This is a genomic window from Maricaulis sp. (genome assembly GCF_034670125.1).
Lineage (GTDB): Bacteria > Pseudomonadota > Alphaproteobacteria > Caulobacterales > Maricaulaceae > Maricaulis.
In genome coordinates, this window is the sequence record NZ_JAXMOC010000006.1 from 1 (window position 1) to 16475 (window position 16475).

The window sequence follows — 16475 nt, forward strand, 5'->3', positions numbered from 1 at the left end:
GACCCGCTCGTCAAAAGACCAGCAATCAACAGAACCGGCATTCGGCGCGGTCGGGGTTGGTGAAACCGTGTCAGCGTTCGGCAACGCGGACAGGCTCGGGCCATCATCCGTGATGTTGAGGTTCGGCCGGTCGGTCGTCGGTAGCTGGGCCGGCAAGGTTTGTGGCTGCTCGACTACAGGCGACACAGGCAAAACCGGGGTCGATGCCGGGCTGCACAGATTGACTGGGCCGTTGTGCGACGTCGTAAGGCCAGAAAAGACCGCACCGATAAAACTCGAATGCGGCATTCCGTTTGAAGAGAAGGACTGCAGATAGGCAATGTAATTGTCCGGGTTTGTGCGATCGGGCGTGCCCGTCACATTACCGGCGGGGATGCCATTGCCGGCCGCCGCGATCGACAAGATTTGGCTCGCCCGGGCGCGCACCCCATCGGCCAGGAGTACAATGTCGGGATTGCTCGGATCGCGCGGCAGTCTGGCCACTGCCTCGACGAACTGGGCCTGCGTCGCCGTTCCGAGTTGAATGGCGTCTTCCAGCTCACAAGCAAGGTTGATGCTGACCCCCTGATGGGTCATCTGAACCCCACTTCCGGCAATCGCGACGGGATTGCCGGTCGTTGGCGACTGGATCGACAAGGTTTGTGGCTGCTGGAGCACAGGCGTTACAGGCAAAACCGGTGCCGGTGCCGGGCTTCCGATGGAGACGTTGACTTGGCGCGGCGCCGGCGCAGGGGCGCACAGGTCAACAGATCCGCCGAGCGAAGTGGCAACGCCCCTGAATATCGCGGTGACAAGGGCCTGGTGCGTCAGCGCATTGCCGCCATTGTCGTGCACCAGATACGCCATGAGATTGTTCGGATCGGCCCGATCCGGCGGGGTGGTTAACGGGCTTGCAGGCAGTCCGGATCCGCCAGCGACGAGCGCATTGATGGCGCCGAGCTGGGCGCGTGCGCCGTTTGCGAGCAACACAATTCCGGGATCATTCGGATCGCGCGGCAGCCTGGCAACCGCTTCTGCGAACTGGGCGGGCGTCGCCGTTCCGAGTTGAATGGTTTCATCCAGCGGGCAGGTCATGGCTACCGTCGGCGTGGTATTGCCGGCTGGCATGTTGAGGTTGCCGGGGGCGGCGACAGGCGCCACACCGCCAGACACGGGCGATTGGATCACAGGGCCGAGCATTGCCTGGGTGACAATGTTTTGCGGAGCCGGGGTTGGCGCCGGGCTGCACAGATCAGCCGGGCCGCCGCCAGACGGCGTGAGGCCAGAAAAAACCGAAGCGATAAAAGTGGAATGGGCTATCGCGGTTCCACCGCTACGGTACAGCAGATGGGAAACGTAATTGTCCGGGTTTGTGCGATCCGGCTCGCTCGTCACGGGGGCTGCGGCAATACCATTGCCCGCTGCTGCGACCGCTAGAATCTGGCTCGCCCGAGCGCGCACGCCATCGTCCAGAAGTACGATGTCCGGATTGTTCGGATCACGCGGCAGCCGGGCAACAGCTTGAGCGAATTGGGCCTGGGTCGCCGTTCCGCTAGAAACGGCCCCAACCAGCTCACAAGCATACCTGCGCATAGGCTGCCGAGTCGCGGCGGCGCTGAACGCGGCGGGATTGTTGGTCGTCGGCGACTGGATCGCCGGGGGTTGTGACGGTTGGATCACAGGGCCGAGCATGGCCTGGGTCACAATGTTTTGCGGAGCCGGGGGCGGCGCACACAGATCAACCGTTCCGAACAATCCCGTCGAGACGCCGCTGAAAACCGCGTGCATGAAATCGCCGTGCGACATGGCGCGTTGATTGTTGCTGAATTGCAGATGGGCGACGAAATTGGCCGGGTTGGCCCGGTCCGGCGCGCTCGTCACATTGCTGGCCGGGACGCCATTTCCGGTCGCTGCGATCGCCAGGATTTCCCTGGCGCTTGCGCGCACGCCGTTGTCCAGCAGCACGACATCCGGATTCCCCGGATCGCGCGGCAGCCTGGCCACCGCCTGGGCGAACTGGGCCTGCGTTGCCGTTCCTGCGGCTATGGCTGCATCCAGTTCGCAGCTAAAGCCTGACGAAGTAACGAGGCCTTGAGCGCCGGCCGCAACGGACGCGGTCAGGCTGAATGTACCGGCGATGACGGCGGCAGCGAACATGCTGGCGAGTCGTGATGTTTTCATGTTCCGGGTCCTTCGATCGGGCCTTCGCCGCGGCGCCCCGGGCGCGCGGCGTGAATTCAAAGTCTAGAAGCGTTGATTGACGCTGAAGCTGATGATCGTCTGGTCGTAATTCGCCGACGGCAGGTTCGAGCTTGAATCCAGATGGCTGGCGGAGCCTGTTATGGACAATCCGCTGTCGAATTCCCGGGACAATGCGGCCTGATATCTGCGGCGCGTATCTTCTCGGGTAACGCCGTAATACGGATCGAGCCGGTCATAGCTGCGCTCCGAGATGCCGGCGGTGAGCGACAGACGGAGCGGTTGATCGATCAACCGGAGCGGTCGGGAAAGGTTGATGGAGACGGTGGTGGAGTTGTTATCCAGGAAGTCCGAACGTGCGTCTTCACCGGCTTGGCTCAATTCCAGTCGAATCCGGGTATCGCCAAATCGCCGCGATGCCGAAATGCCGACGCTGTCGGCGCTTGCGTCCCGTTCTGACAGGACCGCGTCGAATGTCTTATCCGTCGCTGTGTAGCGACCGACCAGCACCCAACCCCATGGCCCCGGCGTTCCAAAGAACAGGCTTGCCACGTCGATCTCCAGGAAATCTTCGCCGTCGAGCTGGTAGCGCCCGATGGCATAACTGCCGCCGAGGACCGATACGCCAACGCGATGGGTGTAGGTCGCCGTGCCAAGATGGAGGTTATTGTCCCGCGACCCGATTGTACTGTAGCGCGTGCCGGAGAAGGCGTAATCAAGCGACAGGCGACCATTGTCACCGATCTGCCACTTGCCGTTGGCACTCCCCCGCAGCGTGATAGAGCTGTCATCGTCCGATGAGACGCCCGCGCCAGACAGGAGAGCGATATTGTCGCTATTCGAAATCGTCAGCCCGAGGCTGAAGCTCAGGTCCCCATCGCCAGATTGTGCATCAGACGCACTTCCAAGAGCTCCCGCCAGTCCGGCGGCAGCGATAACTCCAAGCCATGGTTTCATATGCAAGTGCCCCAACCCTCATACCAAACAAATTTGCATAGTGCCTTTTCACCGTCAACGGCGTGCCTCGCCGAAACCATTCATATCAAACATTTACCTGAAAGTGTGTGGGATACGACTTCCCCGATTTAACGACGGCCTTACTGCGAAATCGCTCTTGGCATCTGTGCAAATTGCGGCGCCCCAAACCGTGTCGACCCACCTCAAGAGCCCGAAAACACGCCTGCCCCATGCTCGAAAAAATGGCCGAAACAAATGGTGACAGGCACCATTCAATCCTCAATTTCAGGCTGAGCCATAAACCCCTTGCCTCGCACAGGATGTCAGGTGCGCCCCTGCCTTCCCCAAGCGCACCAGCAGATCGCTGCCCGTAACGAAAAAGGGCGGGACAATCGCCCCGCCCTTTTCATGTCTTGTCGGTTCACGCCTTGCCGGGTTCGTCGCCCGACCGGCGGGTCAAACCTTGACCACTTCCTGCTCGATTGCGCCGAAGATGGACTTGCCGTCCTTGTCCTTCATCTCGATGCGGACCGTGTCGCCGTATTGCATGAAGGGTGTGCTTGGCTTGCCGTCATTGATGGTTTCGATCATGCGGATCTCGGCGATGCAGGAATAGCCGACACCGCCTTCGCCGATCGGCTTGCCCGGTCCGTCATCGAGCTTGTTGGACACGGTGCCCGAGCCGACAATCGTGCCCGCGGTGACGGGGCGCGTCTTGCCGAGATGGGCGATCAGCTGGCCGAAATCGAAGGTCATGTCGACGCCGCACTCGGCCTTGCCAAACAGCTCGCCATTATACTTCACCAGCAAAGGCAGGTGCAGCTTCCTGCCGTCCCAGGCGTCGCCCAGCTCGTCCGGCGTCACGGCGACCGGCGAGAAGGCACTCGGCGGCTTGGATTGGAAGAAACCGAACCCCTTGGCCAGCTCGCCCGGGATCAGGCCGCGCAGGGAGACGTCATTGACCAGCATGACGAGCCGGATGGTTTTGACAGCGTCCTCGACCGAACAACCGGCTGGCGCGTCACCGGTGATGACAGCGATCTCGCCCTCCATGTCACAGCCCCAGGCGGTGTCGCCCAGCGGGATGTCGGCGCGTGGGGCCAGGAAAGCGTCGGAACCGCCCTGATACATCAGCGGGTCGGTCCAGAAGGTGGCCGGCATCTCGGCATTGCGCGCCTTGCGGACCAGTTCGACATGATTGACGTAAGCCGAGCCATCGGCCCACTGGAAGGCCCGCGGCAGCGGCGACAGGGCTTCACGTTCATGGAAGCGCTCGCGCGGAATGGTTTCGCGTTCCAGCTCATCGGACAGTGAGCGCAGCTCCGGCTCGCATCGCTCCCAGTCATCCAGGGCAGCTTGCAGCGTCGGCGCGACCTGATGGGCGTCGGCGCACCAGGCCAGGTCTTTCGAGACAACAACCAGGCGGCCATCCCGACTGTCGGATTTGAGCGTAGCGAGTTTCATCCTGTCACTTTCCTGTGCATCGATTGTGGATCTGGCGTGATGAGCCGCCGGTTGAATGGGGCGAAACAGGCTGGCACCGGTTCCGCGGCAACTGAATACTCAAACCCCGCTCCGTCCCGAAGCGGCCTCGGACACGGGTCAGGCTGCGAGGCTAGACCGGATGGAATTCGCCGTCTTCCCCCATCCACTCCAATACCCCGTTGTGAATCGAGAAGCGGGCGCCGTGCAACTGCAGTCCGCGCGCGCGGATCGCGTCTTCCACAAACGGAAAGTCGTGCAGTCGCTCCAGTGAATGCCGGATCGAATTGAGCTCAAGCGCATCACAAAGCGTCTCGCTGTCGGCATCGCCATGTCGGGCGTGGACCTCGGCGCGCGCCGGTTCGAGCGGCTCCAGCCAGGGTCCGACATATTTGAAGGACAGTGAGGCAAGACCGGCCACGCAGGCCGCCACGCCGCCGCACTGGCCGTGCCCCATGACCACGATGTGATCGACGCCCAGGGCGCTGACGGCAAACTCGATCGCCGCGGACACGCCGTGACGGCCGCCATCATCATCCCTGGGAGGGACGAGATTGGCGACATTGCGCACCACGAACAGGTCACCCGGTCGGGCACTGAACACGACCGCCGGGTCGACCCGGCTGTCGGAGCAGGCGATAATGAGCGTGTGCGGGTTCTGCCCTTTGGCGAGCTCGGTATAGTGCTCCCTTTGGGCCTTGTAGGCATCGCGGCGAAAGTCGCGATAGCCGTCCAGCAACATTTTGGGAGGTAGGTCCGGCATGCGTCGCTCCTGCGTCTGACCGACAGGGCCGGCCAATCACATCGATAACGCCGTTCTAGTTGCAATCGAAACCGAATTGAAGCCCGGGGCCGCAGCCTCGACCGCGACAGGCCGCGCAGACAAAAAAGCGGCCGGAACACAACGCGTTCCGGCCGCCAGTCTGTGCAGCATGCAAACCTGTCTGGGAGGATCAGCTTGCCGAGGTGCACATTGCCATGGCGAGATTCGCCGATACGTCTTCCTCGCCGGACGATGCAGCATCGGCGGCGCGGAAATCGGCCACAGCCGCTACCCGATTCCCGGCCAGCCAGTGGGCGGCACCGCGATTATTGAGCGCCCGCCAGGCGTCATCCCGCAGGGCCAGCGCTTCATCGCAAGCCGACAGGGCCGCGTCGACATCGCCGCTGGCGGCATAGCCGGCGCACAGATTCGACCAGGCGGCTGTCTTGTTTCGGGCCGACAGGCCCGACTCGACCAGGCCTTCGCCGATCAGAACCACATTGGCCCATTCGCCACGTTCCACCGCGTTGTATTGAGCACGCACGGTTCCATGGGCGGTCCTGTGCCCGGCCATGGCCGGTTCGCCATCACAGGACTGGGCAAATCCGGTCGGCGCGACGATGACCGCCAGCGCGGCCGCGAGTAACACTGAGCGCATGTTCAATCCCTCCGATATGAGCAATGCAGTAAACACTGTTCATATTTAGAACGAAGTTCCACGAATGGAATTGACGATATCATCATCCTTGGAATACAAAATCGTATGGATGACTGGTCTGATTATCTCGTCTGCCTCGCCGTTTCCGAAGCAGGCAGCCTGACCGCCGCGGCCCATGAGCTCGGCGTCAGCCAACCCACGGTCACGCGGCGCCTGCAATCGCTGGAGACCCGTTTCGGTGAACCCCTGTTCGAACGCGAGCAAGGCCAGACGCGATTGACCCCGCTCGGCCAGAAGGTGACCGCTCATGCGGCGCGGATGCGCGACGAGGCCTCGGCCATAGAGCGCGCGGCCATGGCCCAGGACCAGTCATTGTCCGGGCTGGTGGTGGTGTCCGCGTCGGAAGGCCTGGGGGCCGACTGGCTGCCCCGGGCACTGGCCAGTTTTCAGGCCACCAATCCGGGCATCGGCATCGACATCACGATCAAGAACAATTCCGCCAATCTCGCCGATCGCGAAGCCGATATCGCCCTGCGCTGGAACGGCCCCGGCACCCAGCAAAGCCTGGTGGGGCGCCGAGGCGCCACTGTCGGCGCCGGGCTGTACGCCGCCAAGAGCTACCTCGACAAACATGGACGCCCCGAAACCGTGGAAGACCTCGCCGACCATGCCGGTGTCGGCTGGTCGATCGGTGACTATTTCGGCTGGCCCGCGACGCAGGCCGGCGCTCCGGTCCTGCCCCGCCACGTCTCGTTCAAGTCGAATAGCCCGGCCTCCCATGTCAAAGGCCTTGAGGCCGGCTTCGGCGTCGGCGTGACCTCGCACCGCCTGGCCCGCAGCAGCCAGTATCTCGAGCGTATCCTGCCGGACTTTGAAAGCTCGCTGGACCTGTGGGTCGTGGCCCACGAAACCGTTCGCAAGAGCGCCCGCGTGCGCGCCGCCTACGACCATATCATCGCTCAAATGAAAGCCGACGCGGCCTATTTCAGCCGCGGCGAACCGTCGACGCTTTAGTGCCGGCACCCCGCTGTCACGACGCTCGGGCCGGGATGGCGAGAATGTTCATCGCGATGGAAACACGGTCACGCGGACCGCTGTGCGGCCGAACGGCATGCATGAGCCAGGACGGAAAGATCACCAGCTTGCCCGGCTCCGGCCTGACCCGGTGCTGGGACAATTGCTTGGTGCCGTCCTCGTCCTGAAAAACCAGATCCGGTGCATTCATGCGCACGCTGGGAAAACGCGGGTCCTGGGCCACGAAAAACCCGTCGTCGCTGTCGCCGCCATCGTCGAGGTAGAAACTCGCTGACCAGAACGACCCTGGATGACAGTGCATCTGGTTCGAGGCCGCCGCCGGCGAGACATTGGCCCACATCTCCATGTCCATTTCGTAGCGGGACTGCCCCTGGGCCGCGACGACATCGCTGGTGTGCCGGGCACACACGGCCATGGTCTCTCGCGCCAGCGCAATGGCTTCCTCACCGCCCCATTCCAGCATCGCGGTGTCCGAATGCCAGCCATTGATGTTCGAGCGGGATATCCCGGGGTGCTCGGCCCGTCGGGCCCGGACCCGTGCGAGCAGAGGCTCTATCCAGGCCTTGGCCTGTTGTGGCCAGACTTCGATCAGGGGCGTCGCAAACAACCGGTTGACGCGGCTGCGCGGCGCCAGATTCCAGTCCGCCATCAGTCCTCATCCCCGTAAATCGCGACCACCGGATCGCCGCCTTCGCTCAAGCGCGCCCTGTACATGCCGGGGGTATTGAAACTCCAGGCAATCTCGCCACCGGGCGTGAGCGCGACGATGCCGCCATCGCCGCCCATCGCCGTCAGCTCGTCGCCGATGACCTGGTCGCTCGCGGCCTGGAGGTCGAGGCCCTGGAATTCGACGAGGGCACAAATCCGGCTGGCGACCGTGAGGCGGATGAAATACTCGCCCGTCCCCGTGGCCGACACGCCGCAACTGGCATTGTTGGCATAGGTCCCGGCGCCAATGATCGGGCTGTCGCCGACCCGGCCCCACCGCTTGGCGGTCGTGCCACCGGTCGACGTGCCGGCAGCGATATTGCCGTCACGGTCGAGGGCGACCACGCCGACGGTTCCGAACCGGTGCTCGCGGGCGTCGCGGTCCAGCTCGCCATGATCGACTTCAGCCGGCGCCGGCGCCCCCTCGGGACGCGGCGGGACAGGCAGGCCCAGACCGCCCAGCGAGCGCTCCATCGCCGCCCAGCGACGTTCGGTGAAGAAATAGGCTGGCGGCACGATCTCGAGTTCCTGCTCGCGGGCAAAGGTCTCGGCCCCCTCGCCCTGCAGCATGACATGGCGGGAATTGTCCATCACCGCCCGGGCCAGCGAGATCGGGTGGCGGACCTGCGTCACACCGGCTACCGCACCGGCCTGAAGGGTCGCCCCATCCATGATCGACGCATCCAGCTCGTTGCGCCCGGCGGCTGTGAAAACCGCCCCGCGACCGGAATTGAACAGCGGATCGTCCTCCATGCCGTGAATAACCGCTTCGATCGCATCAAGCGCCGTGCCGCCGCTGTCGAGGACGGCTTCGCCGCGCTCGAGGGCGGCGCCCATGGCGGCCCGGTACTCGGCCTCGCGCTCGGGCGTCATCGCACCCCGCTCGATAACACCCGCCCCGCCGTGGACGACCAGCGCCCAACGGCCCTCCGATTGCGCCTCACTGCCCGCAGTCGCAAGAACGGCCCCGACCGCAGCGACGGTCGCCATCATCAAACGCAGCATATCGAATTCTCCCCGTGATCCGCTCACAGGTTCCCGCGCCCGGGCCGGTCTGGCAAGACGTCTCAGGCGGAATTGACACAGAGCGGGCGCAGACCAACCAGGCTGGCCTGTCCGGGCCCGGCGGCGGCACGGTCGAAATACAGCTGGACGCCCTGAACGGTCCAACCGCGCTGACACCAGACGGTCCGGTATTCGGTGACACACTCCCCGGCTTCCGCCGTCGCCGCTTGATCGGCAAAGGTGTAGAGGCGCACGGCGCCGACGCGCTCGTCCTCGGTGAAACAGGCGGATATTCCGTTGACCCGCTCGCCGGCGCGCAGCGTGGCGGTTCCCGCACCTGCCAGCTGGCGACGCGTCATCCGTCGCGTGCAGAACTGGGCCGTGCGCGGCGAGGCTCCCCGGAAAAAGGCCCGAACCTGGCAGGGCCGGTCGCGGCGCACGGCGATCTGCAAACCGTAAAAGTCATGTCCCGGAACAGCGATCAGGCTGGTGTGGTAGGCCGTGGTCTGACCGACCACCATCTCCTCGCCCTCACCAACCGTCCCGAACGCGACCAGCATCGCTGCGACAAAGGTCGTCAACATGGCATCCTTGCCTCCTGATCGAGACAGATTAGGCAAACATCGGAGCTTTGTCCGTACACTCGTCAATCACAAGCGCGTGCGCACGCTGGCGATCAATCGGCGCTGACGGCGCCGCCGCGAACCCGGACGGTGACACGCGAGGCGCGGCCGGATTCATCAACTGCGCTGACCGAGTAGAAACCCGGCCCGGGCGGCGTCCACAAGGGTTCACCCAGAACATTCTGGGGTACACTGTCGCCGTCGGCATACCATCGCAGCGGACCGGCCGCCTGTGCCGACAGGATGAAGCCGCGGCCTGTCCGGTCCGACCAGACCTCGGCGCCATCCGGCGGAAACAGGATATGCGGCGCTGCATCCTGATGGAATGAGGCCAGGGTTTCGGGCAGGTGTTCCGTGGCCGGCAGATCAAGCAACTCATCAATCTCGCTGTCAGGCTCGACCTGGCTGATTCCGTCCGCGATGCGAAACAGCAGGGGCAGCGCCGCCTCCCGCCCGGTCACGCCGTCCCGCGGCGCGCCGTCAGCCCGCCCGGACCAGACCACGATGGTGTAGCGACCGGCAATCCCGGCCGCCCACGCATCACGAAACCCGTAGGACGTTCCGGTCTTGAAGGCGATGTCGGGCGCCCCCCGCGCCAAAAGGGCCGGGGCGCGGCCACCCGGATGCGGCGCCCGGCGCAGCACCGCCAGGATTTCGTCGGCCGACTCGTTGGACAGCAGCCGGAACCCGCCGGTTGCGACGTTTGATGCAAGCTCATCCTCAAACCAGGCGAGCGGTCGCGCCTCGCCGCCATCGCCGAGGGCGGCATACAGCACCCCGATCTGACGCAGGGTCAGCCCCGCGCCTCCCAGGGCCACAGCCAATCCGCTGTCCTGACCGGCCTGCCGCGGGCGCAACGGGCGGGCGCCGGCGAAACCGAGAGCGGCATTGAAGCGCCGGGCGCCCACCCCGTCCAGTGTCGTCACGGCGGGAATGTTCAGCGAATGTTGCAAGGCTTCTGCGATGGTCACATCGCCGCGAAAGCGGCGATCGAAATTGTCAGGCTGGTAGCCTGAATACCGACGCGGCAGGTCGGCAATCCGGGTCCCCGGCGCCGCCAGTCCGTCATCGAAGGCCATGCCGTATATGAACGGCTTGAGGGTTGAACCCGGAGATCGCGGCCGGTCCGTCAGATCAATCCAGCCGCCCGGCCTCGACCGGCTCGCCGACCCCGCCATGGCCCGGACGGCCCGGCTTTCAGTGTCGATCACCATGGCAGCAAACTGCACGTCATGACCGGTTTCCGGCAGCTCGCTGGCGAGTCGGTCCTCAAGCATGCGCTGCAGCGCCCGGTCGAGCGTGCTGACATGGTCAGGTCCGCCCGGTCGTGCCCGGCGCAGCGCGTCGGCCGCGTGCCAGGCGTCCGACGGGAAGGCCCGGCGGCGCGGCGCCGGATCGCCGAGCGCATCCTCAGCCGAGGTCTCGCGGGCCAGGCCGACCGCCGCCAAGCGCTCAAGCACGCGACTGCGGGCCAGCACGGCCTGACCGGGGCGGCGGTCCGGGCGGCGGGCTTCGGGCGATTGCGGCAGCGCGATCAGCATGGCGATCTGGTCGATGGTCAGATCATCGGGTTCACGCCCGAAATAGGCCCAGCTGGCCGCCCTCACCCCCTCCAGATTGCCGCCATAGGGCGCAAGGGTGAGATAGAGTTCGAGGATTTCCCGCTTGGTGAGACGCAGCTCCAGTTGAAGGGCGCGCGCCATCTGGATCAGCTTGGCGCCAAAGGTTCGCTCCCGTGGTTCGATCAGGCGGGCCAGCTGCATGGTAATGGTCGAACCGCCGGAAACGATACGCCCGGCCGCCAGACTGTCGCGCGACGCACGCACGAGCGCCGGCAGGTCGACCCCCCAGTGCTTGAAAAAGCGCTCATCCTCATAGGCCAGGAGGGCGGCCAGGAAATCGGGGTCCAGAGCCTCGATGTCTGCTGCCAGCCGCCAGCGCCCATCCTCGACCGGGAAGGCACGCAGGACTTCGCCGTTCCGGTCACGGACGACCGCCGACACAGCGCCCGCTTCGGGCAGCGGAGGCGGCAATGCCCGGTCAAGCGCCAGCAAGCCGACCAGACCGGACAGCGTCGCCAGGATGACCCAGTATGCCCGCCCCAGACCGAACATGATCAGTCGCGCGGCGCGATCACCACCCGGCGGGTCTCCGACCGGGCGTAAACATCGCTACGGTACATGTCCTCAACGACAGCGCCGGGAAGCGTGTACTCACCCGGCGTCACCGCACGCACGATATAGGCCAGCCGGCGTGGTCGGCGCTGGGTCAGGTCGAGCGCGGCCGCATAGCGGTCGTCGCGGGTTTCACTCATCGACGGCGCAGCAAGCTGTCCAAGCCAGGCATAGGCCCCGCGCGGCGCGCCCTCGGCGACGCTGATTTCGGCCTCGATCTCGAAACCGGGCGGCAAGAGGTCGATCAGGATGGCCGGGATGAGGCGCTGCTCATGCGGCGACACGGTAATGTCGATGACGAGACGATCGCCTTGGACAAGGGCTTCAAGATCCACGGCCCGGCCATCGAGGCCAAGTACCCGTTTTTGCAGCGACATTCCTTCCGCGGCACGCCCCGGCGCCTGACGGGTTTCGCCATGCGCCAGCTCCGTCACCCAGAGCGGGCCGTCACCGGCGGCCGTGAAGACCAATTCGGACTCGAGCATGTCGGGCTGCACGGTGAAGACGGGGCGGTTGTTATCCGACGGGGCAAAGGGTCCCTCGATCACAACCGAATCGGCGCCGCCCGACAGACCCTGTGCGGCCATCAGCAGAAACGCTTTTTCCTGGGTGGTCAGGCGGGCAGGCTCGGGTAGGTCCGTCACAACCCGTTCGGCCAGCCTTGCGACCCGGTCAGCCTCCCCTGCTTCCGCGGCATAGGCCACCACGCCGGCCAGGTCCCGACGGGCTGACTGATACCAGTCCCCCGGATTCTCGTAACCCAGACGCGCTTCGGCAGCGTCAAAGGCACTGCCGGAGCGGGACCGGTCGCCAATCAGGTGCAGAGCAGCGCCCAATTGCGCCAGGGCGAGCGGGCTGTCGATCTCATCGAGGCGTTCATCGTGCATGTAACGCAATCGCGACCGGTCAACCCGACCGGCGCGCGCCAGCACATAAAGCGCATAGGCCGCACTGCGGTCAGAAAGCCGCTCGGCCGTATCGGTTTGTCCTCGCCAGGTGTAGATATTGGTGCTGTAGCCACTGACCCGCCAGGTCTCCTGCGCGGCAACATGCTCCAGCACAGCATAGGCCCGATCCAGAGCCGCCTGCGGCACGGTGTAGCCCGCCGCCTTGGCCCGCTCGAGGAAATCGACCGCATAGGCACCGATCCACGGCCGGCTGCCGCGATCACCAATCCGCCAAAGGCCGATAGTTCCATCATTGGCCTGCCGGTTGAGCAGGGTTGAAATGGCGTCCTGGATGATCACCCGCGTGCCATCCACCCCGTCGATCCCCGCAGCTCCGGCAAGTGGATCCGCCATAAGGAGCGGCATGGCACGACTGGTGATCTGCTCGGTGCAGCCATAGGGATACCGGGACAGGGACCGCAATAGCGCGTCCTCGTCCAGCGGCGTTGGTGAGAAGCTCAACGTGACGTCCGAGCCGCCCGGCAGGTAGGCCGCCAGCGCATCCGTGCCGAGTGTCCAGCTCTCTCCCGGCAATAACCGGCCGCGCGTGACCGTCGAGGAAGGCAACCAGGCCGAGCGCACTTCGATCGGGTAGCTGCGTGACACGGCGAAGTCATCCGGGCCGGCGACATCGAGCGCCACCGAACCCAGTCCGGCATCGGCTCCCTCCAGCGCATAGCGGCGATCCGCGCGCTGGCCCTGATCGAGCGGAATGGTGTCGGAGGCAGCCCCGCCAACCGCGCCGTCCGCATTCACGGTGGTCAGATAATCACCCGCCGCCCCATCGACATTGTCGATGGTCAACGTCGCCGTCGACACATCGCCGGGTGCCAGGAAACGCGGCAGTATGAGTTCCGCCGGCACATCATCGCGCACGGTCAGGGGGCGCGACACGCCTCCCACGCCGCTCTCGCTCCAGGCGACCGCCATCAGCCTCAGCTCGCCGTTGAAATCAGGAATGTCCAGTGCGACGGTTGCGCGACCATCCCGACCGACCGAGACCGGACCACTGAACAGGGCCACCGTACGGGTCGGCACCACGGTCAGGCCGGCTCCGCCGATCTGGTCACCACCGGAACGGACCGCCGCCGCGGCCCCCTGATTGGGATCGAGCAGGCGTCCGTAATCGTCATAAAGGTCCACATCGAGCGCCGACTGGCCGAAAAACCAGCTGACCGGATCGGGCGCGGCAAACCGGGTCAGGGCCAGAATGCCCTCGTCCACAGCGGCGACGGTTAACCAGGCGCCCTCACGCACCGGCCCGTCCAGGCTCACACCCAGTTCCAGGGTCTGCCGCGGATGGACGCGCTCGGGCGCATCCAGTGTCATGTCGAATGTCCGACGGCCCATGTCCACGGGAAGATACGCAATGCCAACCGCCCGACGCGGCGCCGGCTGGTCAACCGGGTGGCGCGGTGTGAACAGCGACACCATGGCGTAGGCGCCCGCACCCCATTCCTCGGTCACACGGAACGTCAACTCGGCGCCGCTTTCCGGAATGGTCACCGAGCGCGTTTCGATCACATGGTCGCTGGCGATGACGATCTCCGCTTCGCCGGCATAGGGAGGCAGGAGACTGAGTGTCATCTCGCCACCCACCGGTGTGGGCGTGTCCGGCGTCGACAGGGCAACACGGTCAGGCGCCTCGCTGCCAGCCTCGGCAGTCGCGCCCCAGCCGACCCAGAAATCGGCCGATGCGCTCTGGCCGCTAGTGGCTTCGGTCACGACAAGCCGGTAGCTGCCCCAATCCAGGGCCCGGATGTCGATTGCCGACGGACCGTCAGCGGCGCTGTTCAGCACGCCCTGTTCGACCAGGACGATGTTGCGCGTCCGGCGCCACTGCCAGCGGCCCGTGCCAACGCGGTACCAGTCATACTCCCAGTCCACGCGCACCAACTGCCAGTTCAGCGGCGTGGCGACGAGGTCACCGACCGGATCCAGAGCGACGACATCGATCGCCGTCTCGCGATTGCGCTGGGCCCGCCCGTCGAATTGTGGACGCAGACCGAGATAGATTTCCGCAGGCCGGTAGGGAATGCGCATGTCGTCAGCGACCGGGCGACCGCCCGGCTCGATGGCCGACACCACCGCCCGGACGCGCAAGGGCTGCGTCGCGTCCCGGCCAGCGTCTCCCAGATCGATGGACTGGACGGCACGACCTGCCCCGTCAGCGACCGTGTCGGCCAGCTCGCGGGTGAATTCGCGGAAGGGTTCATCGCCACGTCCGAAACGGAAATCGGCAAACCCGGCGAAAGGAGCCGGATCGACCTCGACCCGAACCCGCCCCTCGACCACCAGGCCGGCGCCGGGCGCGCCATAGAGGAAGCGCACATTGGCCTCGATGTCGCGGACCTCACCGGCGCCGATGGCGGTCGCATCGTCGCCGGACAGCGACAGTCCGACCCGTTGCGGGACGAAATCCTCGACCGAGAACCGCACCTGCCCAACACGCCCATGGCCGTCCATTTCAGCGACAATCCGCCATTCGCCGCGTGCAGCCGTGCGCGGCACATCCCAGGCCCAGCTGAGACCACCCGCCTCTGGCGCCGCCGGAAAGCGCACATTCGCCGCCTCGATGCCATTGGGACCAAAAACCGTCAGATCGACAGGACGATCAGTGATGGCGAGCGCCTCGGCATCGCGCAGCAGAGCTGACACGTGAACGGTCTCACCGGGGCGGTAGATGCCGCGATCCAGATACACATATCCATCCGCGCCATCAGGACGCTGGCGGCCGGACGTATCCAGTCCGGACAGGTCAACCGGATTGCGCTGAAAATCGAGCACGGCAAAATCATTGTCGGGGCCATAGGCGGTCAGCAGACGGGGGGCCATGGCGCCGTCACCACGAGTCAACGGGCCCTCAAACCGGGCGCGGCCGCTGGCATCCGTCGTCACGCTGGCAAGCCGCTCATTGGAACGGGCGATCAGCTCGACCCGCACACCAGCGACCGGCTGGGCGGTCTGCAGCGAGCGCACCATGAAATCGACGCCGTCATTGCCACGATAGGCGGTCAGGGCCAGGTCGGTGATCACCAGCCAGCGATTGGCGCGGGCCGGCGTGCGATAATCATCGTCGGCTTCGGCAGCATCCACCACCGTGATGTGGTAAGCGCCCGGCGTCAGCGTACCGATCGCCTCGGCCACCGGGAAAATGGTGGTGACCGGGGTGTTGAGCAGTCCGGCCGTGTCCATCTCGCCCTGCCAGATGATCTCGCCGACCGCGTCCGGGTTTTCGTCCTCACCCGACCAGTGGTAATCACCCGAGGCAATGTTCGCACCGGAGGTTATCGACCGGAACGCCAGCGCCCGGTCATTGATCCGGCGCAGGGTCACGGCCACGCTGTCGACATTGACCGTTTCGATCGCCAGGCCGTCCGCATCGAGGCGGGGCAGGATGACACCGTCACCGGCGATACCGACATAGGCCGGCCGGTCACCGAAATCGACCTCGACGGTCTCGTCGGCCAGCAAGCCGTCACCATTCGCCGCGGGCAATCCCGCGCGCAGGGTCAGCGCCTGGCCTTCGCCAAAACCGAGACCGCCAACACACAGGCTCTGCCCGCTGGCATCCAGGGCGATGGGACGCTCCGGTGTCACGGCAACGTAGGACGCGTAATCGGCTTCCGGATCGAGCGGATGGGTAAAGCCAAGACACAGACGAGGCTCGTCGTCGTCGACATCGATGGCGTAGCGCAGGAATGCAAACTGGCCGGGAATGGCGTCCTCGGCACGCGGCGCATCCGCTTCACGGGCTGCCAGCTCAGGACCGCGCTCGGCCTCCTGGGAGCCGCCGGAACACGCCGCGACAGTCAGGGCCAATGCCCCCGCAAGCCAAACTGCATACCGTGTCGCCATCATGCCTCTCCCCTGAATGAAGCGGTGGGGACCTTAGGGCATGCCGTTGCGAAACGCACCCACAAACAGATTGAAACATTGATGTTT

At 65.3% G+C, this 16475-nt stretch carries 11 protein-coding genes; 1 reads left to right on the plus strand and 10 read right to left on the minus strand.

Translation table 11 applies throughout. The features are described 5' to 3' along the window. The 5 genes from VOI18_RS11700 to VOI18_RS11720 all read right to left on the minus strand — a co-directional run. The coding region (locus VOI18_RS11700) for a hypothetical protein (RefSeq protein ID WP_323762598.1) at positions 1-2160 on the minus strand (2160 nt) is incomplete at its 3' end. 63 nt (positions 2161-2223) lie between these two features. Further along, complete coding sequence (locus VOI18_RS11705) at positions 2224-3141, minus strand: hypothetical protein (RefSeq protein ID WP_323762599.1); 918 nt, start codon at positions 3139-3141, stop codon at positions 2224-2226. 450 nt (positions 3142-3591) lie between these two features. Continuing rightward, on the minus strand, positions 3592-4599 hold the full coding sequence (locus VOI18_RS11710) for a fumarylacetoacetate hydrolase family protein (protein WP_323762600.1): 1008 nt from the start codon (positions 4597-4599) through the stop codon (positions 3592-3594). 151 nt (positions 4600-4750) lie between these two features. Then, positions 4751-5380, minus strand: coding sequence for a carbonic anhydrase (locus VOI18_RS11715; protein WP_323762601.1), 630 nt, complete (start codon positions 5378-5380; stop codon positions 4751-4753). Between the two features lie 190 nt (positions 5381-5570). After that, positions 5571-6038, minus strand: a complete 468-nt coding sequence (locus VOI18_RS11720; RefSeq protein WP_323762602.1) for a hypothetical protein — start codon at positions 6036-6038, stop codon at positions 5571-5573. Between the two features lie 105 nt (positions 6039-6143). On the opposite strand from VOI18_RS11720, the gene VOI18_RS11725 reads away from it, so the two are divergent. Next, positions 6144-7052 carry a LysR family transcriptional regulator gene (locus VOI18_RS11725; protein ID WP_323762603.1) on the plus strand — a complete coding sequence of 303 codons (909 nt, stop codon included), beginning with the start codon at positions 6144-6146 and terminating at the stop codon, positions 7050-7052. 16 nt (positions 7053-7068) lie between these two features. Here VOI18_RS11725 and VOI18_RS11730 read toward each other — a convergent pair whose 3' ends face one another. From VOI18_RS11730 to VOI18_RS11750, 5 genes are all read right to left on the minus strand, one after another. Then, positions 7069-7722: a TIGR02466 family protein gene (locus tag VOI18_RS11730; RefSeq protein ID WP_323762604.1), complete on the minus strand. Its 654-nt coding sequence runs from the start codon at positions 7720-7722 to the stop codon at positions 7069-7071. Next, positions 7722-8786 (minus strand): isoaspartyl peptidase/L-asparaginase, encoded by a 1065-nt coding sequence (locus VOI18_RS11735; protein WP_323762605.1) that lies wholly within the window; start codon positions 8784-8786, stop codon positions 7722-7724. The genes VOI18_RS11730 and VOI18_RS11735 overlap by 1 nt, the downstream gene beginning before the upstream one ends. Before the next feature lie 62 nt (positions 8787-8848). After that, complete coding sequence (locus VOI18_RS11740; RefSeq protein WP_323762606.1) at positions 8849-9370, minus strand: hypothetical protein; 522 nt, start codon at positions 9368-9370, stop codon at positions 8849-8851. Positions 9371-9462: 92 nt separating this feature from the next. Then, positions 9463-11523, minus strand: coding sequence for a penicillin-binding protein 1C (gene pbpC / locus VOI18_RS11745; RefSeq protein WP_323762607.1), 2061 nt, complete (start codon positions 11521-11523; stop codon positions 9463-9465). Between the two features lie 2 nt (positions 11524-11525). Beyond that, complete coding sequence (locus VOI18_RS11750) at positions 11526-16391, minus strand: alpha-2-macroglobulin (protein WP_323762608.1); 4866 nt, start codon at positions 16389-16391, stop codon at positions 11526-11528. Positions 16392-16475 lie beyond the last annotated feature (84 nt).

Bases quoted from the DNA above. Each gene is read 5' to 3' on its own strand.
- VOI18_RS11710 (WP_323762600.1), bottom strand. From the start codon at position 4,599: ATGAAACTCGCTACGCTCAAATCCGACAGTCGGGATGGCCGCCTGGTT.
- VOI18_RS11715 (WP_323762601.1), bottom strand. From the start codon at position 5,380: ATGCCGGACCTACCTCCCAAAATGTTGCTGGACGGCTATCGCGACTTT.
- VOI18_RS11720 (WP_323762602.1), bottom strand. From the start codon at position 6,038: ATGCGCTCAGTGTTACTCGCGGCCGCGCTGGCGGTCATCGTCGCGCCG.
- VOI18_RS11725 (WP_323762603.1), top strand. From the start codon at position 6,144: ATGGATGACTGGTCTGATTATCTCGTCTGCCTCGCCGTTTCCGAAGCA.
- VOI18_RS11730 (WP_323762604.1), bottom strand. From the start codon at position 7,722: ATGGCGGACTGGAATCTGGCGCCGCGCAGCCGCGTCAACCGGTTGTTT.
- VOI18_RS11735 (WP_323762605.1), bottom strand. From the start codon at position 8,786: ATGCTGCGTTTGATGATGGCGACCGTCGCTGCGGTCGGGGCCGTTCTT.
- VOI18_RS11740 (WP_323762606.1), bottom strand. From the start codon at position 9,370: ATGTTGACGACCTTTGTCGCAGCGATGCTGGTCGCGTTCGGGACGGTT.
- pbpC (WP_323762607.1), bottom strand. From the start codon at position 11,523: ATGTTCGGTCTGGGGCGGGCATACTGGGTCATCCTGGCGACGCTGTCC.
- VOI18_RS11750 (WP_323762608.1), bottom strand. From the start codon at position 16,391: ATGATGGCGACACGGTATGCAGTTTGGCTTGCGGGGGCATTGGCCCTG.